This is a genomic window from Streptomyces adustus (assembly GCF_009377175.1).
Taxonomy (GTDB): domain Bacteria; phylum Actinomycetota; class Actinomycetes; order Streptomycetales; family Streptomycetaceae; genus Streptomyces; species Streptomyces adustus.
In genome coordinates this window covers 22076-45276 of record NZ_VJZD01000010.1, presented here as the reverse complement: position 1 = coordinate 45276, position 23201 = coordinate 22076, and the positions used below count along the sequence as shown (strand labels likewise).

Genomic DNA, 23201 nt, shown 5'->3' with positions numbered 1-23201 from the left:
GAGATCCTCAGAAGAAGCTGAGAAGTTCCTGTGCGAGGCTGGCGCGCCTGATCAACACAGGGAACCCCAACTCGCTGGAGGATTGCGCCGATGAGCCTGGTCAACGGCCTGCCCGCACACATACTGCTCGTGCATTTCGTTGTCGTCCTCGTTCCCCTGACCGCACTGGCACTCGTGGCCTGTGCGATCTGGCCCAGGGCCGCACGACGCATGGGGGTCGTCCTGCCCGTGCTCGCCCTGGTCACGCTCGTGAGCGTTCCGCTCACCACACAGGCCGGGGAATGGCTGGAGGGACACGTCGCAGGCAACGCGCTGGTGCACCGGCACGCCGAACTCGGCGACGGCCTGCTTCCCTGGGCCGGAGGCCTGTTCCTCCTCTCGGCCGCCGTCTGGTGGGCGACCGGCCGGACCGCCGGGTCGGGGTCCGGCGCCTCCGGCACCACACGGCGGTCCGGCGTGCCGGTGCGCGTCGCGGCGGCGGTGCTGTCGCTCGCGGTGGCCGCGGGAGCCGTCGTGGACGTCTACCGCATCGGCGACTCGGGGGCGAAGGCCGCGTGGCAGGACGGCTTCGCCAAGACGGCGTCGGGCGGGGGCGACGACCACTGAGCTGCCGTGGGCCAGGCTGGCGCGCCGCCGAGGAGCCCGGCCGGTTCGTCGCGTGCCTGACCTGGCCGGTGCCGAGGGGCGCGTCCGTCTTCAGTCCGGCTCCATGTACGGGCGGCGGAACACCGGTGCCTGAGCGGTGCCCCACGGACGTACGGCGGCCAGGGCCCGGGAGGCGGCGGCTTCCAGCGGCCCGCTGGTGTCGACGGTGACGGCTTCGGGCCAGGGGGGTTCGGCGGCCGCCATGGCGGCGGCGATGTCGGGGTCGGCGTCGGACGGCCCGGACGCGCGCGTGCTCAGGCGGGCCGCGGAGACCTCGTCCGGCACCTCGCAGTGCAGGGCCACCAGGTCGGCGCTGGTGTGCTCGGCCACTGCCCGTGCCGCCGTACGCTGCTCCGCCGTGGACCAGGTCGCGTCCAGGACGACGGATTCGCCGGACGACAGCAGGGCGGCTGCGCGGTCGAGCAGGGCGGCGTAGGTCCGGGCCGTCCACTCGGGTGTGTACAGGCCCTCGCCGTAGGGGGCCGCCGCTGACTGTTCCGGGGCGATGCCCGCCAGTTCCTTGCGGAGACGGTCGCTGCTCAGGAGGGTGGCTTCCAGCCGGTCGGCCAGCGCGCCGGAGAGCGTGGACTTCCCGCTTCCGGGCAGTCCGCCGACGAGCGTCAGTCCGACGGCGGCGGTGCGCAGATGGCGCAGGGTCGTCGAGACCAGCCGTCGTGACGCCGACTCCGCGCCCGGCGCTCCCTGCTCGGCCTGGATCAGCGACACCTTGGCGCGGACGAACGCGCGGTAGGCGACGTAGTGGTGCCACAGGGACGGGGGCGCGGGATCGCCGGAGTACCCGCTGTAGCGGGCGAGGAAGTAGGCCGCGGCATCCGGGGCGCCGAGTTGTTCGAGGTCCATGGCGAGGAAGGCGGCGTCGTCGAGACCGTCGACGTACCGCAGGTGGTCGTCGAACTCCAGGCAGTCCAGGATGCGGGGTCCGTCGTCGAGGCAGAAGACGTCCTCGGCGAGCAGGTCTCCGTGGCCGTCCACCACCCGCCCCTGCTCGATGCGGGAGTCGAACAACCGCTCGCGCCCGGCGAGGTAGCGGCGCACCAGCCGCTCCACCTCGGGCACCCCGTCGGGCACGGAGTCCTCCCCGGTCAACGCTCGGATCTGTGCGAAGCTCGCCTCCCACCGTGCCGCCAGCGCGTCCCGAGTGCCCTGCGCGTCCACGTCCGGGCCGCGCGGCGCCTGCGTGTGCCAGGCGGCGAGCCGTCTGGCCACGACGTGCAGCACGTCGTCGAGCGGTGCGCCCGTGCGCACCAGCCGTGACAGGCGCCGGTCCGCCGGCATCCGGCGCATCACGACGAGCGGTTCCGGCGTCTCGGAGTCTGGGCCGGAGATCTCGCCCAGGCCCAGGTAGACGTCCGGCGAGAAGCGGCGGTTGAGGGCGATCTCGCGTTCGCACGCCGTGCGACGGGCCGCCGGTTCGGTGTAGTCGAGGAAACCCAGGTTCACGGGTTTCTTGGCCTTGTAGGCGCGGTCGCCGGCGAAGAACAGGATCGCGGTGTGGGTCTCGTACACCTCCGCCCGCGGCGGCTGCCGGCCGGGCGGGCCGGGCTCAGCCATGGGGGACGACGGCGACGGGGCAGCGGGCGTGGTGCAGGGCGGCGTGGGCGACCGGACCGAGATGCGGTGCCACCCCGTGCCGGTGCGCGCGCCGGCCGACCACCAGCAGCGCGGCGCCCTCGGCGGCCTGGACGACGGCCTTGGCGGGGCTCGCCAGACGGATGCTGTCGGCCACCTCCACCTGCGGGTACTTCTCGTGCCAGGGACGGAGCGCCTTGCCCAGCGCCTCGCGTGCCTCCTTCGTCATCTCCTCGGCGACGGCGTGGTCCGTGCCCCAGGGCGTGCGCGCGTGGAGCGGTACGCTGCGGCCGTGGACGGCCAGCAGGGGAACATGCCGGGCCGCCGCGGTGTGGAAGGCGAAGTCGAGCAGTTCGTCACCGCTGTCGTGCAGTTTCAACGCCACGACCACACCACCCGTCGGTGCGTGGAACGGTCCCTCCTCCGTCGGCTCCGCGCGGACGAGGACGACCGGCCGCTCGGCACGCGCCACCACCGGCATGCTGACGTCGCCCATGAAGTAGCTCTCGGCGGCTGGCAGTCCCCGGGAGCCGAGCACGAGCATCTCGGACTCGGCGGCGGCCTTGACGAGGGCCCCTTGGGCGGCCTCGGGGACCAGCGTCCCGACCACGGTCAGGCCCGGATGGCGTGCCTGGAGTTCGGCGCGCGCGGTGTGGACGAGACGCTTCGCCCAGTAGTTCTGGTCGACCTCGGCGGCGCCGAGGGCCGGTTGCGGCGCCAGCAGTGGCCAGGCGTGCAGCAGTTGCAGGGTGAGCCTGAGCTTCTCTGCCTCGTCGGCGGCCCAGCGGGCGGCGGCGAGGCTCTCGGGTGAGCCGTCCAGGCCCACGGTGACGACTGGCTGCATGGCGGCGGTCTCCGTCTCGTACGAAGCTGGAGATGACGGTGAAGGAGTCAGGCGGCGCGCGCCTGGTCCGGACGCCGACGAGATGCCGGGCGTGCGTTCTCCCTTTTCGAGAAGTACCCCAGTTCCCTCCGCGGCGCATGTGGGCCAGGGAGACCGCGTGGGCGGACAGCGAGACCGGATCCCCACGGCAGACACAGCACCATCTTCAGGAGAGGGCGGCCGCCATGCGAGCACATCTCGGTGACCAGCTCGTCGTCGAACGCACGAAGCCCGGCGCGGCGCGGCGCGACGGGGAGATCGTGGGACTCCACCACATGGACGGCACACCGCCGTACGACGTGCACTGGTCGGACACGGACGAGGTGGCGCTCGTCTTCCCCGGGCCCGACGCGCACATCCACCACCCGGAGCACGAACGGTCCGGCACGGCTCAGGGGCCCGTCGCACCGCACATCGCTGCGACGGAGGCCGCATTCACGAGTGACCCGGCGGCCGGTGCCGCCGACCCCGGGGACATCGGCCGCCGGGTGGCCGCCGAACGCCGCAGCCGAGGCCTCAGCCTGGAGGAGACGGCCCGCCGGGCACGGATGTCGCCCGGCTACCTGTCGTACCTGGAGGAACACCCTGCCGACCCGAGCCTGGGGGCTCTCATCAGGCTGGCCGACGCGCTGGGCGTGACCGCGGCCGTTCTGCGTGGAGCGGGAGTCGACCGGCCGCCGGGGCAGGGCCACGCCCTGCTGCACCCGCGGCTTCAGGAACTCGACCCGGGCGAGTGCCGTGCCCTGCTCTCGTCCCACGGCTTGGGACGCATCGCGGTGTCGTCGCCCGACGGCCGCCCGGCGATCGTCCCGGTCAACTACGAGGTCGTCGACGACGTCATCGCCTTCAGGACCGCCCCCTACGCGCTGCCCGCGGCGGCCGTCGGAGCGGAGGTCGCCTTCGAGGTCGACCACGTGGACGACGCGCGCAGCCAGGGCTGGAGCGTGCTCGCCGTCGGACGGGCGAGCGAGGTCACGGATCCCGACGCCGCGCGCAGGCTCACCGAACGGGCCCACACCACGCCCTGGCCGGGCGGAGCGCGCGGGATGTGGGTGTCGATCCGGCCCACGAGTCTCACCGGCCGCAGGATCACCGCGGCGGACCAGTAGGCGGGTCACACGTCCCCGGACCGGTCCGGGGACGCGTCCTCGCCGCCGAGTCTGGCCTCGACGCCGACCACGCCCTCCACGGCCCGGACGAGGCGTTCGGCGACCCAGGCGAGCGACGGGTCGTGGACCTTCCCACGAAGGGTGACGACCCCGTCGAGCGCGGACACGTGGATCGTGTGACCGAGCGCGGGGAAGAGGTACGACACCACTGTGCGGCGCACTTCCTCCTCGATCTCCTCGTCCGGTCGCAGGAAGACCTTCAGCAGGTCGCCACGGCTGACGATGGCGCGCAGCCGCCCGTCCTCGTCGACCACGGGCAGACGCTTGACGTGCTCCACGGCCATGATCCGGGCCGCCTGGGCCAGGGTGGCGTCCTGGTGCACCATGATCGCGGGGGTGCTCATGATCTCCTCGGCGGTCAGGGCTGCCGCCTTGGCGAGGTCGGACGGGCGCCGCAGCTGCTCGGCGCGGGTGACATCGCGGTCCCGGAACTCCTCCTTGAGCAGCAGATCGGACTCGGAGACCACGCCGACGACCCGCCCGTCGCCGTCCACGACCGGCACGGCGCTGACATTCCGGTCGACCAGGGCCCGCACGAGGTCCTTGAACCGCGTGTCGCGCCGGACGGCCACCACAGGGTAGGTCATCACGTCACTGACGATGTGCGGGCTGTCAGGCATGTCCCGTCCTCGCGGGCCGCGGTTTCGGTCCCACGTCCCAGCATCACCGGGCCGCGTCACAGCGCAACCCGGCCGGCGCGGGCCGGCCTGTGTCGCACCGACTCGGGGGCGGTGCGACGGTATTCACAGGGGTCTCTCGGTGGCGGTCGACCGAGACCCACCGCGCGGCCCGATTCTGCTGTCGAGAGAAGGGCGCGGGATGTCGGACTGGACGTGGGAGTGGGAGGGCTACGTCCCCGAGAGCGAGCAGCTGCGTGAATCGCTGTGCACGCTCGGGAACGGCTACTTCGCCACACGAGGAGCGGTGCCCGAGTGCCGGGCAGGGCTGGTGCACTGTCCCGGAACCTATGTGGCCGGGTGCTACAACCGCCTGGAGTCCACGGTGGCGGGACGACAGGTGGTGAACGAGGACCTGGTCAACCTGCCGAACTGGCTTCTCCTGCGCTTCCGGGTACGTCGTGCCGGCGGAGCGTGGGGCGCCTGGCTCACCCCGGACACGCACCCGGTCCTGGACCACCGGCACGCCCTGGATCTGCGCCGTGGCACGCTCACCCGCGCCTTCCGCCACCGGGTGGACGAAGGCGGCGTGCTCGCCGTCGAACAGACCCGGCTGGTGCACATGGGCGAGCCCCACCTGGCCGCGCTGCGCACCGTCTTCTCGGCCGAGGGCTGGTCGGGTGAGGTAGAGGTCCGGTCCGGCATCGACGGCGACGTGATCAACGGCAACGTGCACCGCTACCGAGCCCTCGAACGCCGCCAGCTGACCGGTGTACGCACCGGATTTCTGGAACCCGGCACGGTCTGGCTGACCAGCCGCACCAGCACCTCGGGCGTCGAGGTCGCCATGGCGGCCCGTACGGCCGTCACCGGCGCCGCCCCGGTCACGTCCGTGTTCCCGCCGACCCGTCGCCGAGCCGTGCACCGGCTGGTGGTCCCGCTCACCCCCGGCCGGCCCGTCACCGTGGAGAAGACCGTCGCCCTGCACACCTCGCGCGACTCGGCGATCGGCGACCCGCTCGGCGCGGCGATCGACCGGGTGGCCACGGCGGCGGACTTCCCGCGGCTGCTGGACTCCCATGCCGCCGCCTGGGAACGGCTGTGGCGAGGCGCGGAGATCCAGGTGCCCGGCCGGGCGGGCCACGTCCTGCGGCTCCACCTCTTCCACCTCCTGCAGACGCTGTCCCCGCACACCGCCGACCTCGACGTGGGCGTCCCGGCCAGAGGGCTGCACGGCGAGGCGTACCGCGGCCATGTCTTCTGGGACGAGCTGTTCGTCCTGCCGTACCTCAACCTGCACTTTCCGGAGGTTTCCAGGGCGCTCCTCGACTACCGCTACCGGCGCCTGCCGCGGGCCTGCCGGACGGCCGCCGAGGCCGGCCGGGCCGGGGCGATGTACCCGTGGCAGAGCGGATGTGACGGCCGCGAGGAGAGCCAGGCATGGCATCTGAACCCCGCCTCGGGACGCTGGCTGCCCGACCACTCCCGGCTCCAGCACCATGTGGGCTCGGCGATCGCCTACAACGTCTGGCAGTACTGCGAGGCCACCGGCGACACGGAGTACCTGCACACCAAGGGCGCGGAGATGCTCCTCCAGATCGCCCGGTTCTGGGCAGGCCTCGCGGCCTTCGACCCCGGTACGGGCCGCTACCGCATCCGGGGCGTGGTCGGCCCCGACGAGTACCACGACGCCTACCCGGACGCCGCCCGGCCGGGCCTGGACGACAACACCTATACGAACGTCACCGCCGCCTGGGTCCTCGTCCGTGCCCTGGAACTGCTGCGCCGTCTGCCCGCCTGGCGCAGGGAGGAACTGTGCGACCGCATCCGGCTGGACGCCGACGAACCGCCCCGGTGGGAGGAGGTCTCCCGAGGGCTGCGGGTCCCCTTCCACCAGGGCGTGATCAGCCAGTTCGAGGGTTACGGCGATCTCGCCGAGCTGGACTGGGACACCTACCGGGCCCGGTACGGCAGCATCCGGCGGCTGGACCGGATCCTGGAGGCCGAGGGCGACACGGTCAACCGCTACCAGGCGTCCAAGCAGGCCGACGTCCTCATGCTCGGCCACCTGTTCTCGCCCGCCGAACTCGGGCGGCTCTTCGCGCGCCTCGGCTATGCCGTGGACGACGAGGTCTGGCACCGGACGGTCGACTACTACCTGCCTCGTACCAGTCACGGTTCCACCCTCAGCGGGCTGGTCCACGGACTGGTGCTCGCCAGAGCGCGACGGGCCGAGGCCTGGCAGTACGTCCAGGAGGCACTGGAGGCCGATGTCGCCGACATCCAGGGCGGTACGACCGGCGAGGGCATCCATCTCGGGGCGATGGCCGGAACCCTCGACCTGGTCCAGCGAGGACTGACCGGCCTGGAGACCCGCGAGGACGCCCTCCGGTTCGACCCGGTCCCCCTTCCGGCGCTCTCCGAGTACGGCTTCTCGCTGCGCTACCGCGGACACTGGGGCGTGCGCGTGGGGCGCCGGAGCGGACAGTTGGAGATCCGGGTGCCGCGCTCGGAGGAGTCACCGCTGCGCGTCGTCCTGGCCGACGGGGCCGTGACCGTGGCGCCGGGGCAGACCTGCACGCTCGTGGTGCCGGAGAACTGAGGATCACCCCGCTGTCGTACAAGCACCTCTGGGAGTAGTCGCTTTCGACATCGGCGTCCGCGACGATCCGAACGATCAACGGGCCGGGTACGGTCCCCCCGGAGGGCCGAACCCGGCCGTCATTTCCCGACGCCAGGAGCACCGTTGTCGCTCATATCGTCGTCCGTCTCCACCCGTGTCGGCCTGGCGGCGGCCCTCTTGCTGCCGACCGCCTTCCTCGGTGCGTGCTCCGTCCTCGGCGGGGACGGCTGCCACGGCACGGAAGCTGCGCTCAAGGGGATGGCGGCACAGCCGCTGTTCGACGCGGCGCCCGCCCGCGCGGCGGAACCCGCCAACTATCGCGGCGTGGGTGTGACCACCGGCTGCGACGACGACAGCTCCGGGGAGCCCTGGCTGCACGCGGACCGCCTCTACACGTACCCGGGCAAGCCCGCCGACGTGATCGCCTACTACACCGGGACCGCCGCCTCGGCCGGCTGGCGGTTCGAGCGCAACCCGGACCCCGAGGCATCGCCGGCCACCGCGCCGGAGGCCTGCTGGACCAAGACCGACCAGGGCCGACACCTGCTGCTCGACGTCGACTTCCGCACGGAGGACTACTCGCCCGCGCCCGAGGTGGGCAAGGAAATCGCCTACGAGGTGTCGGTCGGCAGCACGGCGGACGGCGGTGGCGGCAGCGAGGCGGCCTGCTGGCAATGAGCCTCGGCCCCTGCAACGCAGGGGAGTGCGACCGATCTTGAGATTCGATCTCTAGACAGCGTCTGCGGTCTTCGGGGACCGGTTGCTGTCGTGGCCCACAGGGTTGCGTGCCCTGCGGGCGGGTGTGGGGGTGGTGAGGACGGCGAGGCAGGTGACGACGAGGGCGATGCCTGCCCAGCCGGCGGCGGGGAGGCGTTCGCCGACGACCAGGACGGCGAGGAGGGCGGCGACGGCCGGTTCCAGCAGGGACAGGGTGGTGGCGGTGCTGGCGGGCACGTGGGCGAGGCCCCAGCCGAACAGGACGTACCCGACGAGCATGGGCACGAGCGCCATGTAGGCGCCGACGGCGGCATTGGGCCAGGAGGCGACCAGCGGCGCGCCCGTGATCGCCAGCACGGGCAGGAGGAGGAGTCCGCCGATTCCGAAGACGGCGCCCATCGCCGCGCGGGAAGGGATCCGGCGGGTGATGAGCCGGTGCGCGGCCCAGGAGTAGAGGGCGTACGTGGCTGCGGCCACGAGTCCGAGGCCGATGCCGAGCAGGGTGGCGCTCAGGGAGGAGCGGCCGGTGGCAGCGGTGGCGTGGGCGGCTTCGGCGACGCAGAGCAGGACGGTGCCGAGGAGGCCGAGCGTGGCCGCGAGCAGCCAGCGGCGCGTGAGCCGGCGGCCGTCCACCACACGCTCGATCAGGGCCGAGGCGAGTGGCGCGGTACCGATGGAGACGACGGTGCCGACGGCGACTCCGGCCAGGTGCATGGAGCTGTAGAACGCCAGCGGGTAGACGGCCACCGAGGCGGCGCCCAGCAGCACCGTGCCGCGCCGCTCGCGCAGACCGGCGACGCTGTCGGTGATCTGCGGGGCGGCGAGGAGGGCCTGAAGGAGGCCGCCCAGACCCATGGCGGCGGCGCCGATGGCCAGGGGGCCCACGGCCGGGGCGAACGTGGCGGCCGTGCCGGTCGTACCCCACAGCACGGAGGCGGCCAGCACACACAGGGCTCCGACCCCGGCGGACCGGCCGGTGCCGGTCACAGCCGCTCCAGCATGGCCGCGGCCATCGAGCGGGCGTGCCGGACGCGCTCGCCGTCGCCCTCCAGTCCGGCGCGGGCCATCGCGCCCTCCAGCAGGAACGACAGCTGCTCGGCTGCCGCGCGGGCGTCGTCCGGCCGGTCGGGCAGCAGTCGCTCCAAGTGGCCCGCGAGCAGCTGCTCGACCTCCTCCTTGTGGGCGCGCACCACGGCCCGTCCCTCGTCGCCGACCGGGAGCTCTGCGGCGGCGTTGAGCAGCCCGCAGCCGCGGAAGCCGTGCTCGTACGCGAACGCCGCGTGGTCCGCGTAGGCGTCGAAGACGGCCAGCACACCTTCACGAGGGCCGTCGACGCCCTCCAGCCGGGCCCGGTAGAGACCGAGCCACTCCTCGTGCCGGGCGTCCAGATAGGCCCGGACCAGGTCGGCCTTGGAGGAGAAGTTGTTGTACAGGCTCATCTTCGCCACGCCGGCCTCGGCCGTGATGGTGTCGATGCCTGTCGCCGCCACCCCGTCGGCATAGAAGCGCCGGGCCGCCGCCTCCAGAAGCCGCTCCCGGGCAGGCCGCCGCCGTCCGGCGCTCACGTCGCTCTCGCTCATCACAATCCAAAATAGGTAGGTCGGTCTACCTAAAGTAGAGGACGGTCGCCGGAACAGCGAAAGATCTCCAGCACACTGGTGCGCCGTCGGGGACAGGCGGCTGACATCGCAGAGTGGCCTGTTCTAGAAGGGCGGCCAGTCGGAACCCGGAGGCGGGGCGGGAGAGACACGGTTGTCGTTCCGCATCTCCAGGGGCCAGCGTGCGTCGATGACCGCGGCCACCTCCTTGCAGACCTCGCAGGCATGCGGCCCATCGGGCAACCACGGATACGGTGAGCTGGTCAGACCCTCGTGGGTCAGTCCGCACAGCGTCGCACCGAAGCCCTCGGCGGAGTACGCGGACGCCACGTCGTAGGCGTGGGCCACCTCCTCCGGGAGCTGCGGGGATTCCGCCCAGTCCCACGGCGCGTCGCTGTACTGCGGCCGCGAGACCTCGCGCGGGTCGTGTCCGAATTCGGTCCAGGCGTAGCACCAGGGACAGAACCAGCGTTCCTTGACGGCCATGTTCCATGGCATCCGCGGTTCGCGGACCGGCATTCGTCGCATCTCGTGGTCACAGACATCGCAGTTCACACCGCATCATGCCTGACCGGGGACAGCCGTTGCCCCGGGTCGTGGTCGCGGGAAACGGGCGCGCACGGCGTCGACGCAGGTGTCCCGGGACGTCGGTCCGGCGAACCGGAGACGGTCGTAGGCCGTGAACGCCGGTTCCAGTGCGTCGAGTTCGTCGACCAGAGCATGCAGCCGCTCACACCACCGCGCCGAACCGGCATCCGGTTCGCTCTCGGCGGCACTGATCGCGGACGTCAGGTGATCCTTGCGCTGAATGGCGGCCGGAGTCACCGAATGCAGGCAGACGTACTGTCCGCTGAGGTAGGCATCCCACTCCTCCTTCCCGGCGATCGGGTCGGCCCAGTGACCGGTGAACCACGCCTTGAGCGCCTCGACACCGCCCGCGTCATCAGCGAGAGCGAACAAGTCGCCCGGCACCATCTCGGCACCGTCCGAGCGGAGATATCCAGGAAGGGGCAGGCGCTGCCCCAGCATCAGCCGACGGACCTCATCGGCATCGCGACCATGGACCGCGCACAGTTCCTCCAGGGCAACGAACTGCGCGCTGACGTACACGTCATCCGCGTCGGTCATCGGATGGTCGCCATTGACCTCGCGAAACCGCGCGGCAAGCTGCGACTTCAGATCCGTCTTCGACATCTGGTTGCCTCCGGCGTCACCGGCGCGGGCCTCTTCCGCGCAGGACTCCGCACGTTACGGACCGGATGGTTCGGCACTCACCGAACCATCGACGAGATCACGGCAGCACGAGGCTATCCTCGTCCTCGTCTCGGCCCACCGATCCGCAGCGTCCCCGGTCCGCGACGGCGCACGATTCGAGAACGGCGTCCCGGTCGAGCGTGAGGAGCAGGCCGTTTGAACGTCCACGAGATCCTGCGGAACCCGGACGAGCACGTCCGCTTCGCGGCCTACCTCGACGAGCTGGGGCTCGTTGCCGATCCGGACGAGGTCGACCTGGTCGGCCGCGTGCTCACCGACCCGGACCGGACGATGGCCCGGTCCGCCGTGCTGCGGCACCTCGACCGTCGAGCCGACGGCCTCTACCCCGGTCCCGCCTACGACGGTTGGGCGCGGACGATGACCCAGGCCGTGATCGACCACCCCTTCCTGGCCCAGCGTCTGCGGGAGTGGGCACTCTTCCGCGCCGTCACGCTCGAACTGCCCTGGCAGCCGGACGAGTTGCTCGCGTCGTCCAACTGGCTCCAGCTCAAGACCGCCGCCGGCACCAACACCGAGGCCATCGAAATGCTCGCCGAAGCCGGCCGCACCAGGCGAATCCGCAACACCGCCAGGACCGCCCTCGACCACCGCGGCCTCGCGCTGGACTGAGTCCACTCGAGCCCGCTGATGGGCCGCGAACGTACCCCCGTTTCATCGCCCGGGCAGCGTCGGGGCGGCTTCGAGCGCGCCTGTCCCGTCGAACTCGCGCGGATCCCGCGCTCCGGTTGTTCAACCCTCCTTGACCGCCGTCCGACCCCATGTGCTCCTGTCCATCTGGAGACACAACGTGGAGTTCCTTGGCGTGAGGCCGCTCGCGGGCTGATCGTCAACGTCAGTACGTCGGTCGGGCAGCGGGCCTGGCCCGGCAGCTCGGTCTGCGCCGCGGCCAAGACCGCCCTGGACTCGCTGACCCGCAGCTGGGCGGTCGAGCCGGCACCCCGGGGGATCCGGGTCGTGGCTGTCGCCCCGGGCGCGATCGACACTCCCATCGGCGAGCACCAGGGCCTGACACCGGAGCGCCGGGCCGCGGTGCGGGAATGGCAGTTGGCGGAGGGGCGGCGGTACGGGTGCGCAGCATCCGTTCCTTGCCGGCCGCCGGACTCACCCTGGACGACGTGCGTGTGTTCCTGCCGTGCCCGGACGGCGATGTGGCCGGCGCACCGCCGTCGGACATGGGTCTGCGGGTCGCATGGCAACGGCTGGCAGCCCTCCATGAGCGGATCGCCACCCAGGCCGAGGCCCGCGACCGGCCGGCAGCCGCGCTCCGACGGAAGACCGGCGGACTGATCCGCCCGGTGGACTGACCGACCCCCCGGCGGGATCACGCCGAATGCCGGGGTGCGCTGCGTGTACGGCTGCCGGGGCCTCAGGCGGAGGGCGGGGAGCTCGCGTTGCGGGTCTGCTGGATCAGCACGGTGGTGGCTCTCTCCAGGAGTTCGCACAGGGCGGCGTGTTCGGACGGGGTGAAAGCGTCGGTGAGTGCGCGTTCGAGGATGATCACCTCCTCGTAGGCGCGGTCCAGGAGTGTCCGGCCCTGGTCGGTGAGGGTGGCGATCTGCACCTTGGCATGCACTGGGGACGTCTCGCGGTGGATGAGCTGCTTGGTCTCCATGTTGGTCAGCACGCTGCTCATGCTCTGCTGGGTCACCCCGCAGGAGCGGGCCAGCTGGGAGCCGGACATGCCGCCCTCGCGTGAGAGGGCCAGCAGCACCGTGTACTGGGTCATCGTCAGGCCGTAGGTGCGCAGCACCGCCTCGTGGTGCGCCATCAGCGCCTGTTCCGACCGCCTGATCCGGGTGCAGAGGTCCTGTTCGACCGGGGTGTGCGCCATGTACTCCCACTCCAATGACAGGTCCATGGATTGACTAAGGAACCTTATATACCTACCGTCTTCGACAGTAAGGATACTGAGTCAGCACAGGGGGTTGTAATCGTGAAGTCTGTCCTTCTCGACGCCGAGAACCGCTACCGCATCGCAGAACTCGCCGAGCCCGCACCCGGCCCCGGCCAGGTGGCGATCCGCGTCGCCTACGCAGGGGTCCAGTGGGGCGACACCATGGTCCGGGACGGCCACTTCCCCGTGCCCCGGCCTTTCGTGCCCGGCTTCGAGGCGTCCGGACACATCGCCGCGGTCGGCGAAGGCGTCGACCCGGGCCGTATCGGTGAACCCGTCGCCGCGCTGACCACCGCAGGAGCCTGGGCCGAAGTGGTCGTGGCACCCGCCGTACTCGCACTGGACATCGGCGGCCTGCCGCTGCGTACGGCAGCAGGCGTCGGCTGGGGCGGGCCGACGGCCTACGACCTGGTCGACACCGTTTCGCAGGTACGTCCCGGCGAGAGCGTGCTGGTGCACGCCGCCGCCGGCTCGGTGGGCACCCTGGCCACCCAGTTCGCCCGGCTCGCCGGCGCCGGTCGCGTCGTCGGAGTGGCCGGCAGCACCGCCAGGGCCGAATACGCCGCACAGTTCGGCTACGACCAGGTCCTGCTGCGCGAGGAGTTCCCGGGCAAGCTCGGTGACGAGAAGTTCGACGTGATCCTCGACCCGGTCGGCGGCTCGACCCGGCTCGCCGGTCTGGAACGGCTCGCCGCACACGGCCGGCTGGTGGCGTACGGCAACCTCGGCACCTATGAACCGGTCCTGGCCGACGCCAACGACCTTCTCATGCAGGGGAAGTCCCTCATGACCTACAACGGCAACCTGCTCGGCCGGACCCGCCCGGAGCAGCTCGCGGACAGCGCCCGCCGCGCGCTCGGCCTCGTCGCCGACGGCCAGGTGCGGGTGGACATCACCGCCGAGTACGAGCTCGCCGACCTGGCCACAGCCGTACAGCGGCTCGCCGACGGCTCCACCCACGGCAAGAGCATCCTTCGTATCGCCTGACAGCGCACATGCGACGGCCCGCGGAGCGCCGGCAGGACCAGGAGCGAGTCACCCCCAGGTCCGGCGGCACAGGCCCACGATGCCGGAGGAGGCGACGCCGTTCGCCTGGCGGCACAGCCGACGCATCTGACCGGGCCAGTTCTGCGGACGGCCGCGCGGTGCCCGTTGAGCCGGGCCGTGGTGGGACTTCGCGTGCGGGTGCGCGCGCGACGGCTCCCGGTTCCGCGGGGCGGCCGGCGCAGGTGGCGCCACACGCGTCGGCGGGAGCGCACGTGGCGTGTGTGGCGCCGGTCCCGTCGCCTGGTGCCGGGGAGTCGCTCCGGCCTCGGCCGTACGGCGCGGTCGCTGCGGATCGGTCCTCACCAGAGCGGAGCGGGGCGAGGACTGCACCACGGGTACGGGCACGTGCACGGGTGTCGGCGAGGCCGCGCCGTCCACCGAGAGCGAGGCACCCGCACCCGGGGGGCCGACGGGCGGCGCGGTATCGGGAGCCACGGTGGTGCAGCCCGTGACACTCAGCAGTGCCAGGAGCAGGACGGTCAGCCGAGGAGAAGACACCGGGCCACTGTGCTGCACCGCGGATCCCGGCGAGCGGCACCACGCGGCCGGTCTCACCGCAAAGCGGGAGGGCGCGCCGCGGGTTGACGGGGTAGAGGCCCGTGTGCGGGCGGCGAAGACGGCAGCGGTCCGATGGCCGTGGAGCACGACGCACCCTGCGCGCCGGACCGTGCGTGCCACGATGAGGTCATGAGTGATGAGCGTCGCCGTTTACTTGCCGAAAAGACACCCTTCCCCGACGACCTCGGTGATCGACTGCATGCCCAACTCACCTTTCTCGTCGAGATCGACCAGCTCAAGACCGTCCTGCGTCAGTCTCCCCTGGCTGCGGCGGACCGCCGTGAGAACGACGCGGAGCACTCGTGGCACCTGGCGATGATGGTCGTGATCCTCTCCGAGCACTCCGACCAGCCCATCGACGTGGGTCACACCGTCCAGCTCGTCCTCGTGCACGATCTGGTGGAGATCTACGCGGGCGACACCCCCCTGTACGACAGTGCCGCGGGCGGCGATCAGCGCGAGAGGGAAGTCGCCGCTGCCGACGAGCTGTTCGGTCTGCTTCCGGCGGATCAGGCTCGGCGCATGCGGCTCCTGTGGGACGAGTTCGAGGAACGTCGCACTCCGGAAGCCAGATTCGCCAAGGCGATGGACCGGTTTCAGCCGCTGCTGCTCAACTGGATGGCGCGCGGCGGTACATGGCGTACTCCGGGCGTCACCGCCGACGATGTGCGGGCCCGCAAGGCGGTGATCGGGGAGGCGTCCGCCTCCCTGTGGCGGGCCGGGCGGCGCCTCATCGACGAGGGCGAGACACGCGGCTGGTCGAGACGCGCCACGCCTCCGGAGTGACGGGTGCATACGGTGACCGCCCTGTGACGGAGAACGTGCCACGGCGGTCACCGAGGCGGAGTCGTCTTGCGGAGCGGTTCGAACCGGCTCGTCCGTGAGGTGACGCTCACCCGGCCCGAGACGGCGGATCTGGTGGTCCAGGGGCGTGAGGACGTGCCGGTGCGTGGCCCGCGGCGCGCGGCCTACGCGCTGACCGCGGCCGGGCAGGAGCGGGTTGCCGCGTGGATGGCCGAGAGCGTCGGGCTCAGAGCTCAGTGCCTTCGGGGTTCATTGCCGGGCGGTGGTGGTCAGGCGGGTGCGGAAGGTGGTGCCGTCCGGGGTGTCGAGGACGGTGACGGTGCCGCCGTGGAGGGCGGCGATGTCCGCGGCGATGGGCAGGCCCAGGCCGGTGCCGCCGTCGTCGCGGCTGCGGGCGTCGTCGAGGCGGGCGAACCGTTCGAAGATCTTCTCCCGGTCGGCGGGGGCGATCGGGGGCCCGTCGTTGGCGACGTCGACAACGGCGTCACCGGTCTCGACGTCCGTCGACAGCCGCACCGTGACGGTGGTGCGGGCATGGCGCTGGGCGTTGTCGAGGAGGTTGGTCAGCAGTCGGCCGATCCACAGCGTGTTGCCGGGCACGGTGATGTCCCCGGGGGCATGGAGGGTGACCGGGTGGGGGTCGGTGGAGCGGGCCGCGACGGTGGTGCGGGCGAGTTCGGTGAGGTCGACGACTTCGTCGCGCCGGTTGTGTCCGGTGGCGTCGAGGCGGGCGAGCAGCAGCAGGTCGGCGGAGAGCGCCTGGAGGCGCTCGGTGTCCTGGAGGGCGCCCGCCACCAGAGTGTCGCGCACCTCCGGATCGGGATGGGTGAGAGCGACCTCCAGCTGGGTGCGCAGCACCGCGAGGGGGCTGCGCAGCTCGTGCGAGGCGTCGGCGATGAATTGGCGCTGCCGCGCGCCCGCGGCCTCCAGCCGTTCGAGCATGGCGTTCATCGTGTCGGCGAGGCGGGCGACCTCGTCGTCGCTGCGCGGGGCGGGGACCCGGCGGTCCAGGCCGCGGTCGCCGATGGCGGCCACCTCGGCGCGGATCGCCTCCACCGGCCGCAGCGCGCGGCCGGTCGTACGCCAGGTCAGGGCGCCGACGGTGCACAGCAGCAGGGCGCTCAGGGCGGCGAGGGCCCCGGTGGTCACGTCCTCGGCGGCGTCGGCGGTGCGCAGTGAGGCCCCGACGTGGATGGTGACCGGGCCGGTGGGGGTGGTGGCGGTGACGGTGGTGACGCGCTGGTGGTGCTCCTCGCCGAGGGCGTCGAGGTCGTACGTCCGGTGGCCGTTGCGGGTGCCGGTGGGGGTGAGGGCGGGGCGGCCGGTGAGGTTCTGGCTCTGCGCCACGACCTTCCCGTGGGCGTCGACGACCTGCACGAAGTCGGTTCCGGGGGTGAGCGTCAGCGGTTGGGTCAGACGGCCGGCCGCGGCGAGACGGGCGACGTCCCGCGCCTGAGTGTGGACCCCGGTCTCCACGGTGCGTTCGAGGTTCGCGCGCAACAGCAGGACCACGACGGCCGACGCGGCGAGCATGACGACGGCGACGCTCGCGCACGCGGCGAGCGTGGTGCGGGCCCGCACGGAGCGCGGCGCCCGCCGTCGGATCACTGCGACCGCCCGGGGATGCCTGGTCAGCCGGCGCAGCGAGGCACGGGCCCGGCGGCGCACCGCGCGCACAAGCCCGGGGCCGCGCCCCGGTTCACGGGCCATGGACTCCGTCTCAGCCACCGTCGGCCGCCAGCCGGTATCCGGCGCCCCGGACGGTCTGCACCGCGGCCCGTCCGAACGGAGTGTCGATCTTGCGTCGCAGGGCGCTGACATGGACCTCGACGGTGTTGGGGTCGCTGTCGACGCCGCTGTCCCAGACCTCGTCCAGGATCTCCCGCTTGGAGACGGCCTCCCCGGCCCGCCGCGCGAGGTGGTCCAGCACGGCGAACTCGCGCGGGGTGAGCGATATGGACACGCCCCCGCGGGTGCAGGTGCGGGCGGCGGAGTCGACCACCAGGTCGCCCAGCACGGTGCGCCTCGGGGCCCGGCTGCCGATCCGGCGGGCCAGTGCCCGCAGACGGGCGACGAGCACCACGAAGGAGAACGGTTTGGAGAGGTAGTCGTCGGCGCCGGTGTCCAGTGCCTCGGCCTCGTCCCACTCGCCGTCCTTGGCGGTGAGCATGAGGATGCCGACGTTGCTGCCGGTGGCGCGCAGCCGCTGGCACACCCGGTAGCCGTTGAGGCCGGGCAGCATGATGTCCAGCACGACCACGTCGTAGGCGCGCTCGGTGGCCTTGGCGAGCCCGGACACGCCGTCGTGGGCGACATCCACACTGAAGCCCTCGACGGTCAGCCCGTGCTGAAGCGCCAGGGCCAGCCGGCGCTCGTCCTCCACCACCAGTACACGCATGCCCCCCAGAGTGACAGGTCGCGGGACGGGCAACGCACCAAGCTGAAGGCGTCTTCAGGTCTTCAGCAAGTCTTCAGCACCCTCCGGCGATGCTGTCCCCGGATGTCCGGGCACAGGGCCCGGACCCTTCCAGAAGACCAGGGCGGGCACAGTGAGCGAAAGCATGGGCGCGGGGGAGCCGCAGGAGCGGACGGACGAGGACGGTCCGGGCCCGACGGAGAAGAAGCCGTTTGGCATGCGCCGGCTGCGCGGACGCGGAGCGCGCTGGGCGGTGGCCGGCGCGGCGGCCGTGGTGGTGATCGGCGGCGGTGCGGCCGCGGCGGCGATCCACCACCACGAGGAGGAGGACCGCGGCGAGCACAGGACGGTGTTCGCCGGGGGACACGAGTGGCGCGACGGGCAGCGGGCGGAGTCCGAGGACCGCGACGGATCCGACGGCGCGAAGGAGCGCGACGGCCGGATCCGGGACGGCGAACGCGGCTCGCGCGCCGAGGACGGCCTCGGGTCGTCGGCCGACGAGGCCCCGGCCCCGCTGCCCTCGCTCGCTGCCGCGGACGCCGTGGACAAGGCCGTCGCCGCGGTCAAGGACGGCAAGGTCGAGTCGTTGGCGCCGGTCACGCAGCAGGGCGGCGGCCAGGCCTGGCGGATCGTGGTCGTCGGCCCCGACGGGGTGCGGCACGCGGTGACCATCGACGGCACCGGGGGCACCCTGACCGGCAACACCGTCCTGGGCGGCTGAAGCCGGACCACTCGTGCGGCGCGGCCCGGCCGCGCCGCACGCGACACGGCGGCGCACCCCGCCCGAAGCGCCCCCGGTCCGAAGCAGCCGCGGCCCGCTGCCGGCGGCCGTGACCTGCGCAGTGCGCCGACCGGGCTCGTACCCGCCGAGGCAGGGCACCTCCGGTGGCCGCGACTGCCCTGGTGCTCGACGCGCGGGACGCGGTGGCCGGCGCTGCGCGTACGGCCGCCCGGACGAGGCAGGCCGGGGTTCTCGATCTTCCACCTACACAGAGGAAAGCCCATGGCCAACAGCGGACGAGCGCATCTGACACCAGCGGTCATGGGCGAGTCCCCTGGACGGGTGCCGACGGCACACCCGGACCGCATCGCGATCGTCTCGGCGAGCATCGGCGCCGGTCACGACGGCGCTGCCGCGGAACTCCAGCGCCGTCTGACGGCGCAAGGAATCGTCGTCGACCGATACGACCTGCTCGACCTCGTGCCCGCCCGCCTCGGCCGAACCGCCAGGGACGCCTACCGTCTGATGCTCGACCGTGCGCCCTGGCTCTACCAGCGGATCTACTCCAGCACCGAACGCGCCGGCGGTGGTGGCCGCGAGGTACGCGCCCTGCTGAGGTCCGCCGAGAACCGCGTCCTGAAGGCCCTGCACCCGCAGACCGGCGCCGTCGTCTCGACCTACCCGGGGGCCAGTCGCGTGCTGGGCAACCTCCGGCTCGACGGACGCCTGGGCATCCCCGTTCTCACCTATCTGACCGACTTCTCGGTGCACCCCTTGTGGGTGGCGGACGGCGTGGACGTGCATCTCGCCGCCCACGCCGTGCCTGCCGCTCAGGCGCGGGCGGCGGGGGCCAAGGACGTTCGCGTCCGCGGGCCGGTGGCCGACCCCCGGTTCCAGCCCCGCGACTTGCGGCAACGCAGCCTCGCGCGCGTGAGGTTCGGGCTTCCTCCCCTGGCCCCGCTCGCGCTGCTGGTGGCCGGATCGTGGGGCGTCGGTCCCGTCCGGCAGGCCGCCCGGGAACTGCGCGACTGCGGCGCCGTCGTCCCGGTCGTCGTGTGCGGCCGCAATACGGCGCTGGCCGCGCAGTTGCGTGCCGACGGTATCGAGCATGTCCACGGCTGGGTCGACGACATGCCCGCCCTGATGCACGCGGCCGACGTTCTGGTCCAGAACGCGGGCGGACTCACCACGATCGAGGCCTTCTCCGCAGGGCTTCCTGTGGCCAGTTACGGCTGCATACCGGGCCATGGCCTGACCAACGCCGAGGCCCTCGACCAGGCAGGTGTGGCGGTCTGGATACGTCACCAGGATCAACTCAAGGACGTACTGGACAACTTGATCGACGGGCCGCTCGGGCTGAGCCAACGCGACGCGGGACTCGCGCTCTTCGCGGATTCCCCGGACCATGGACCGGCGGCCGAGGCGGTGCGCGTGCTTCGCTCCGGACGGCCGCTCGCGGCATCGCCGCCCGCCACCCGGCGACGCACCCGGCTCCGGCAACTGGCCGTCACGACCACCGTGGCCTGCGCGGTGTGGACGTCCGCCGTTGCCGCCGGGGTCGCGACCAGTGACGAAGGCAGCACCCTGATGCACGCGGTGAGCCAGAGCCTCGACCCGGACCTCGACTCCGGCCACGCCGGTCACGGTGCGGACGGACATCATCGATGACGCGCCCGCTCAGGACAGCGCCCCTTCTCAGGGCCGTCGCGACAGCCGTTCCGGCCGTGCTGGCCACCGCCCACTGCGCACCGGTCATCTCGACGTTCGGGCCTCTTCGCAACCGCGTCATGCCCCGCCTCGCCGGCCAGGGCCGCGCGGATCACGTAGCCCTCACCTTCGACGACGGTCCCGACCCCAAGTCCACGCCCTCGTTCCTGCACCTTCTGGCCGCGAGGCGGGTGCAGGCCACCTTCTTCCTGCTCGGCACCGAGGCACGCCGCTCGCCCGACCTGGTCCGCGAGATCGCCGCGGCAGGTCATGAGATCGGCGTGCACGGGTGGGCGCACCGCCCGCTGCTGCTGCGCGGCCCGCGCGCGACCCACACCGACCTCGCCCGCGCACGCGACACCGTCGCCGAGATCACCGGCAGACGGCCCACGCTGTTCCGCCCGCCGTACGGCGTCATGTCCGGGTCGGCCCACCAGGCGGCCCGCCGTCTCGGACTCACCCCTGTCCTGTGGACCTGTTGGGGCGAGGACTGGACCGCCAGGGCCACCCCGGAGTCGGTCCATCGCACCGTCGTCACCGACCTGTACGGCGGAGGCACCGTGCTGCTCCACGACTCGGACTGCACCTCCGCGCCCGGTGCGTGGCGCTCCGCCCTCGGCGCCCTTCCGCGCATCCTCGACACCTGCGAGGAACGAGGGTACGAGGCAGGTCCGCTCCGTGACCACGGATCCCCTCCTCCCCGCTCGGCGGATCGGGCACGGACTGCACTGACGCGGAGCCTGCGGTGCGATGCGAAGCGCCCCGACGGTCGGCTCCGGCACGGCGTTTGAGGACACGGCGGCAACGGCCGGCCGCGACGGAGAGCGCGCCGGTCTCAGCGAGTCAGGTCCTCCTCGCCGCCCTGGGCGATGGGCAGGAGGAGCATGAAGGTGGCCGGACTGGCGTGCGTCACGGAGAGCCGTCCGCCGAGCGAGACGGCCAGGTCACGGGCGAGCGCCAGACCGATGCCCGCTCCAGGACCGCCACCCGAATGCCCGCGGTCGAACAACCGCGCGGGATCCCCCTTGATGCTGCCCTCGTCGCTCACGTCGAAGGCGAGGGCGCTGCCCAGATCACGTACCCGGAGCCGGACGGTGCCGCGCCCGTGGACTCTGGCATTGTCGAGCAGAATGCCCAGCACCTCGGACACGGGCCCGGCCGGGATCCGTACATCCGCGGGCAGATCATCGGCGGCGCTCACCAGGCGCCGGCCGTCCCGGGCGAAGAGCCCGTGCCACCTCTCGGCCGTCTCCCGGATCAGCTGTTCTGCCGCCACCTGCGTGGCAGCCGAGTGGGCCCAGCCCTGCGAGCGGGACAGCCGTAGAAGTTCCTCCACCGTGTGGTGCAGACGTTCGGTGGTGGCCAACGCCTCGGCCACGACCGGCCGCAGCCGGGTTTCGTCGTCCTGGCCGAGCCCTTCCTCCAGCGCGAGTTGCAGACCCGCCAGCGGGGTGCGCAGCTGATGGGATGCGTTGCTGGTGAAGTCGTGTTCATGGCGCAGGAGTTCGGACAGGCTGTCCAGCATCTCGTTGTGGGTGCGCGCGACCTGGTCGATCTCGGCGATGCTGCTGGAAGCGGCCCGCCGGGACAGGTCGCCCTCGGCGACGGCCCGACAGTGCCGGGAGAGCTCCTCCAGTGGTGCGGCCAGCGCCCGTGCCTGGCGACGGGCGACGAGCACCGCGATGCAGACCGCCAGCACAGCCACGCCCAGCAGGACGCTCCATGCCGCGAGGACCCGGTGCTGCACGGAGGCCGCCGGTGACGACGCCCGCACGACACCGATCACCTGCTCGGCGTGCGGGACCGGAACGGTGACGACGATCTGTCCGCGCGTCTCGCCGCGGACCAGTCCACCGCCCAGGGCACGGCGGACCGGAGCGTCCCCGTTCGTCGGACCGCTGCCCGCCCGCAGCCGGGCTCGGGGGTCGTACAGGCCCAGGTGCCCGCCGGACGGAGCAGGGGGCAGTTCCACGAGGTCGCCGGTGACGTAATCGGGGCTCACGCGCACCGCGGCCGCCAGGGCCTCCCGCTCCAGAGCGTCGCGCTGCGCCGTGTACAGGGACGACCGGATGACCAAAGCCAACGGGACGGCAAGAAGGACCACGGCGACCAGTGCGGCGGTGAGCGCTACTCGCACCACTCGCTGTCTCATGCCTTCATGATGCGGGCCCGCCACCTGGTCCGACGCGACGCGGCACCGCTTTTGCCTTCGTCTAACCCTCGCCGGGCGCAACGTTAACCGGCCGGTTCCTAACGTCACTGTCATGGCAGGGCGGCACGGGTACCTCAGGAGAGGGGCAGCAACCATGGGACGACACACACCAGCGGTCGCGGCGGTGGGGGTGGCGATCGCCGTCGCGGTGACCGCCGGCTGTTCCGGTTCCGGAGCGCAGGGCTCGGCACCGACGAAATCCACGGCGGGCGGTGACGGGCAGGCTCATGCCGCGCCCACCGAGTCCAACCCGCCCGGCGACATCCCCGACAACCAGGTCTACGTCGCCTACCGGCCGACCGGCGGCTCGTTCACCGGTTTCACCGTGAAGGTGCCCGAAGGCTGGGCCCGCACGGTCCAGGGCGGCACCACGACGTTCACGGACAAGCTGAACACCATCACCATCACGTCGGTGCCGGCCGCCGCCGCCCCGACGACCGGCTCGGTCAGCGCCACCGAGGTCCCGAAACTTCGCACCCAGACACCGAAGTTCGCCGAACCGAAGGTGTCCGAGGTGACCCGGCACGCGGGACGCGTCGTTCTGCTGACCTACCGGGGCGACTCGGCCAAGGACCCGGTCACCGGCAAGGTGGTGCGCGACGCCTTCGAACGCTACGCCTACTACCGGTCCGGTCATGAAGTGAACCTGACCCTGTCCGGCCCGGTGAACGCCGACAACGTCGACCCGTGGCGCATCGTCAGCGACTCCGTCACCTGGCGGTGAG

At 72.2% G+C, this 23201-nt stretch carries 22 protein-coding genes and 2 pseudogenes; 13 read left to right on the top strand and 11 right to left on the bottom strand.

Annotation, left to right across the window (positions count from 1 at the left end; translation table 11 throughout):
- Nucleotides 1–90 precede the first annotated feature (90 nt).
- A complete protein-coding gene (locus FNH09_RS04360; RefSeq protein ID WP_152885375.1) occupies nucleotides 91–606 on the top strand; it encodes a DUF2231 domain-containing protein in 516 nt (171 codons plus the stop codon).
- 90 nt (nucleotides 607–696) lie between these two features.
- Here the strand turns inward: FNH09_RS04360 and FNH09_RS04355 are convergent, their stop codons facing one another.
- Together FNH09_RS04355 and FNH09_RS04350 are read right to left on the bottom strand one after the other, a co-directional pair.
- Nucleotides 697–2217, bottom strand: coding sequence for a bifunctional aminoglycoside phosphotransferase/ATP-binding protein (locus FNH09_RS04355; RefSeq protein WP_152885373.1), 1521 nt, complete (start codon nucleotides 2215–2217; stop codon nucleotides 697–699).
- On the bottom strand, nucleotides 2210–3079 hold the full coding sequence (locus FNH09_RS04350; protein ID WP_152885371.1) for a universal stress protein: 870 nt from the start codon (nucleotides 3077–3079) through the stop codon (nucleotides 2210–2212). Before FNH09_RS04350 ends, FNH09_RS04355 begins: the two co-directional genes overlap by 8 nt.
- 224 nt (nucleotides 3080–3303) lie before the next feature.
- On the opposite strand from FNH09_RS04350, the gene FNH09_RS04345 reads away from it, so the two are divergent.
- Entirely contained in the window at nucleotides 3304–4227 is a 924-nt protein-coding gene (locus FNH09_RS04345; protein WP_152885369.1) for a pyridoxamine 5'-phosphate oxidase family protein, read from the top strand.
- A 5-nt stretch (nucleotides 4228–4232) separates the two neighbouring features.
- On the opposite strand, the gene FNH09_RS04340 is transcribed toward FNH09_RS04345, so the two are convergent.
- A complete protein-coding gene (locus FNH09_RS04340; protein WP_202919589.1) occupies nucleotides 4233–4907 on the bottom strand; it encodes a CBS domain-containing protein in 675 nt (224 codons plus the stop codon).
- Between the two features lie 199 nt (nucleotides 4908–5106).
- Here FNH09_RS04340 and FNH09_RS04335 point away from each other — a divergent pair, with 199 nt between their 5' ends.
- Nucleotides 5107–7506 (top strand): glycoside hydrolase family 65 protein, encoded by a 2400-nt coding sequence (locus FNH09_RS04335; RefSeq protein ID WP_152885367.1) that lies wholly within the window; start codon nucleotides 5107–5109, stop codon nucleotides 7504–7506.
- A 144-nt stretch (nucleotides 7507–7650) separates the two neighbouring features.
- Nucleotides 7651–8205 (top strand): hypothetical protein, encoded by a 555-nt coding sequence (locus FNH09_RS04330; RefSeq protein ID WP_152885365.1) that lies wholly within the window; start codon nucleotides 7651–7653, stop codon nucleotides 8203–8205.
- A gap of 51 nt (nucleotides 8206–8256) precedes the next feature.
- On the opposite strand, the gene FNH09_RS04325 is transcribed toward FNH09_RS04330, so the two are convergent.
- From FNH09_RS04325 to FNH09_RS04310, 4 genes are all read right to left on the bottom strand, one after another.
- Nucleotides 8257–9231: a DMT family transporter gene (locus tag FNH09_RS04325; RefSeq protein ID WP_338017463.1), complete on the bottom strand. Its 975-nt coding sequence runs from the start codon at nucleotides 9229–9231 to the stop codon at nucleotides 8257–8259.
- Nucleotides 9228–9824 carry a TetR/AcrR family transcriptional regulator gene (locus FNH09_RS04320; protein WP_152885363.1) on the bottom strand — a complete coding sequence of 199 codons (597 nt, stop codon included), beginning with the start codon at nucleotides 9822–9824 and terminating at the stop codon, nucleotides 9228–9230. Before FNH09_RS04320 ends, FNH09_RS04325 begins: the two co-directional genes overlap by 4 nt.
- 123 nt (nucleotides 9825–9947) lie before the next feature.
- Nucleotides 9948–10328, bottom strand: a complete 381-nt coding sequence (locus FNH09_RS04315) for a hypothetical protein (protein WP_152885361.1) — start codon at nucleotides 10326–10328, stop codon at nucleotides 9948–9950.
- A 75-nt stretch (nucleotides 10329–10403) separates the two neighbouring features.
- Entirely contained in the window at nucleotides 10404–11036 is a 633-nt protein-coding gene (locus tag FNH09_RS04310; RefSeq protein ID WP_152885359.1) for a DUF6058 family natural product biosynthesis protein, read from the bottom strand.
- 216 nt (nucleotides 11037–11252) lie between these two features.
- On the opposite strand from FNH09_RS04310, the gene FNH09_RS04305 reads away from it, so the two are divergent.
- From FNH09_RS04305 to FNH09_RS04295, 3 genes and pseudogenes are all read left to right on the top strand, one after another.
- Nucleotides 11253–11726 carry a hypothetical protein gene (locus FNH09_RS04305; protein ID WP_152885357.1) on the top strand — a complete coding sequence of 158 codons (474 nt, stop codon included), beginning with the start codon at nucleotides 11253–11255 and terminating at the stop codon, nucleotides 11724–11726.
- A gap of 153 nt (nucleotides 11727–11879) precedes the next feature.
- Nucleotides 11880–12167 (top strand): annotated as a pseudogene (locus FNH09_RS04300) (SDR family oxidoreductase); the annotation flags it as partial.
- A gap of 5 nt (nucleotides 12168–12172) precedes the next feature.
- Nucleotides 12173–12421, top strand: a pseudogene (locus FNH09_RS04295) (MerR family DNA-binding protein); the annotation flags it as partial.
- 62 nt (nucleotides 12422–12483) lie between these two features.
- Here the strand turns inward: FNH09_RS04295 and FNH09_RS04290 are convergent.
- Nucleotides 12484–12975, bottom strand: a complete 492-nt coding sequence (locus FNH09_RS04290) for a MarR family winged helix-turn-helix transcriptional regulator (protein WP_152885353.1) — start codon at nucleotides 12973–12975, stop codon at nucleotides 12484–12486.
- 75 nt (nucleotides 12976–13050) lie between these two features.
- Here FNH09_RS04290 and FNH09_RS04285 point away from each other — a divergent pair, with 75 nt between their 5' ends.
- A complete protein-coding gene (locus FNH09_RS04285; RefSeq protein ID WP_162468095.1) occupies nucleotides 13051–13998 on the top strand; it encodes a zinc-binding dehydrogenase in 948 nt (315 codons plus the stop codon).
- A 747-nt stretch (nucleotides 13999–14745) separates the two neighbouring features.
- The gene (locus FNH09_RS04280) at nucleotides 14746–15402 is read left to right on the top strand and encodes an HD domain-containing protein (protein ID WP_152885349.1); all 657 of its coding nucleotides are present in this window, start codon (nucleotides 14746–14748) and stop codon (nucleotides 15400–15402) included.
- A 267-nt stretch (nucleotides 15403–15669) separates the two neighbouring features.
- On the opposite strand, the gene FNH09_RS04270 is transcribed toward FNH09_RS04280, so the two are convergent.
- Nucleotides 15670–17130, bottom strand: coding sequence for a sensor histidine kinase (locus FNH09_RS04270; protein ID WP_152885347.1), 1461 nt, complete (start codon nucleotides 17128–17130; stop codon nucleotides 15670–15672).
- Nucleotides 17131–17140: 10 nt separating this feature from the next.
- The gene (locus FNH09_RS04265; RefSeq protein WP_152885345.1) at nucleotides 17141–17818 is read right to left on the bottom strand and encodes a response regulator transcription factor; all 678 of its coding nucleotides are present in this window, start codon (nucleotides 17816–17818) and stop codon (nucleotides 17141–17143) included.
- Between the two features lie 151 nt (nucleotides 17819–17969).
- On the opposite strand from FNH09_RS04265, the gene FNH09_RS04260 reads away from it, so the two are divergent.
- The 3 genes from FNH09_RS04260 to FNH09_RS04250 all read left to right on the top strand — a co-directional run bounded on the left by FNH09_RS04260 (nucleotide 17970) and on the right by FNH09_RS04250 (nucleotide 21055).
- Nucleotides 17970–18557, top strand: a complete 588-nt coding sequence (locus tag FNH09_RS04260) for a hypothetical protein (protein ID WP_152885343.1) — start codon at nucleotides 17970–17972, stop codon at nucleotides 18555–18557.
- A 282-nt stretch (nucleotides 18558–18839) separates the two neighbouring features.
- A complete protein-coding gene (locus FNH09_RS04255) occupies nucleotides 18840–20225 on the top strand; it encodes a glycosyltransferase (protein WP_338017462.1) in 1386 nt (461 codons plus the stop codon).
- On the top strand, nucleotides 20222–21055 hold the full coding sequence (locus FNH09_RS04250) for a polysaccharide deacetylase family protein (RefSeq protein WP_152885341.1): 834 nt from the start codon (nucleotides 20222–20224) through the stop codon (nucleotides 21053–21055). Before FNH09_RS04255 ends, FNH09_RS04250 begins: the two co-directional genes overlap by 4 nt.
- Before the next feature lie 44 nt (nucleotides 21056–21099).
- Here the strand turns inward: FNH09_RS04250 and FNH09_RS04245 are convergent, their stop codons facing one another.
- Nucleotides 21100–22416 carry a sensor histidine kinase gene (locus FNH09_RS04245; protein ID WP_152885338.1) on the bottom strand — a complete coding sequence of 439 codons (1317 nt, stop codon included), beginning with the start codon at nucleotides 22414–22416 and terminating at the stop codon, nucleotides 21100–21102.
- 154 nt (nucleotides 22417–22570) lie between these two features.
- On the opposite strand from FNH09_RS04245, the gene FNH09_RS04240 reads away from it, so the two are divergent.
- Entirely contained in the window at nucleotides 22571–23200 is a 630-nt protein-coding gene (locus FNH09_RS04240) for a hypothetical protein (protein WP_152885336.1), read from the top strand.
- Nucleotide 23201 lies beyond the last annotated feature (1 nt).

Excerpts from the sequence above, each read along its gene's own strand:
- FNH09_RS04315 (WP_152885361.1), bottom strand. The coding sequence starts at position 10,328 with ATGGCCGTCAAGGAACGCTGGTTCTGTCCCTGGTGCTACGCCTGGACC.
- FNH09_RS04360 (WP_152885375.1), top strand. The coding sequence starts at position 91 with ATGAGCCTGGTCAACGGCCTGCCCGCACACATACTGCTCGTGCATTTC.
- FNH09_RS04280 (WP_152885349.1), top strand. The coding sequence starts at position 14,746 with ATGAGTGATGAGCGTCGCCGTTTACTTGCCGAAAAGACACCCTTCCCC.
- FNH09_RS04350 (WP_152885371.1), bottom strand. The coding sequence starts at position 3,079 with ATGCAGCCAGTCGTCACCGTGGGCCTGGACGGCTCACCCGAGAGCCTC.
- FNH09_RS04265 (WP_152885345.1), bottom strand. The coding sequence starts at position 17,818 with ATGCGTGTACTGGTGGTGGAGGACGAGCGCCGGCTGGCCCTGGCGCTT.
- FNH09_RS04310 (WP_152885359.1), bottom strand. The coding sequence starts at position 11,036 with ATGTCGAAGACGGATCTGAAGTCGCAGCTTGCCGCGCGGTTTCGCGAG.
- FNH09_RS04245 (WP_152885338.1), bottom strand. The coding sequence starts at position 22,416 with ATGAGACAGCGAGTGGTGCGAGTAGCGCTCACCGCCGCACTGGTCGCC.
- FNH09_RS04290 (WP_152885353.1), bottom strand. The coding sequence starts at position 12,975 with ATGGACCTGTCATTGGAGTGGGAGTACATGGCGCACACCCCGGTCGAA.
- FNH09_RS04240 (WP_152885336.1), top strand. The coding sequence starts at position 22,571 with ATGGGACGACACACACCAGCGGTCGCGGCGGTGGGGGTGGCGATCGCC.
- FNH09_RS04340 (WP_202919589.1), bottom strand. The coding sequence starts at position 4,907 with ATGCCTGACAGCCCGCACATCGTCAGTGACGTGATGACCTACCCTGTG.
- FNH09_RS04345 (WP_152885369.1), top strand. The coding sequence starts at position 3,304 with ATGCGAGCACATCTCGGTGACCAGCTCGTCGTCGAACGCACGAAGCCC.
- FNH09_RS04250 (WP_152885341.1), top strand. The coding sequence starts at position 20,222 with ATGACGCGCCCGCTCAGGACAGCGCCCCTTCTCAGGGCCGTCGCGACA.
- FNH09_RS04255 (WP_338017462.1), top strand. The coding sequence starts at position 18,840 with ATGGCCAACAGCGGACGAGCGCATCTGACACCAGCGGTCATGGGCGAG.
- FNH09_RS04335 (WP_152885367.1), top strand. The coding sequence starts at position 5,107 with ATGTCGGACTGGACGTGGGAGTGGGAGGGCTACGTCCCCGAGAGCGAG.
- FNH09_RS04320 (WP_152885363.1), bottom strand. The coding sequence starts at position 9,824 with ATGAGCGAGAGCGACGTGAGCGCCGGACGGCGGCGGCCTGCCCGGGAG.
- FNH09_RS04270 (WP_152885347.1), bottom strand. The coding sequence starts at position 17,130 with ATGGCCCGTGAACCGGGGCGCGGCCCCGGGCTTGTGCGCGCGGTGCGC.
- FNH09_RS04355 (WP_152885373.1), bottom strand. The coding sequence starts at position 2,217 with ATGGCTGAGCCCGGCCCGCCCGGCCGGCAGCCGCCGCGGGCGGAGGTG.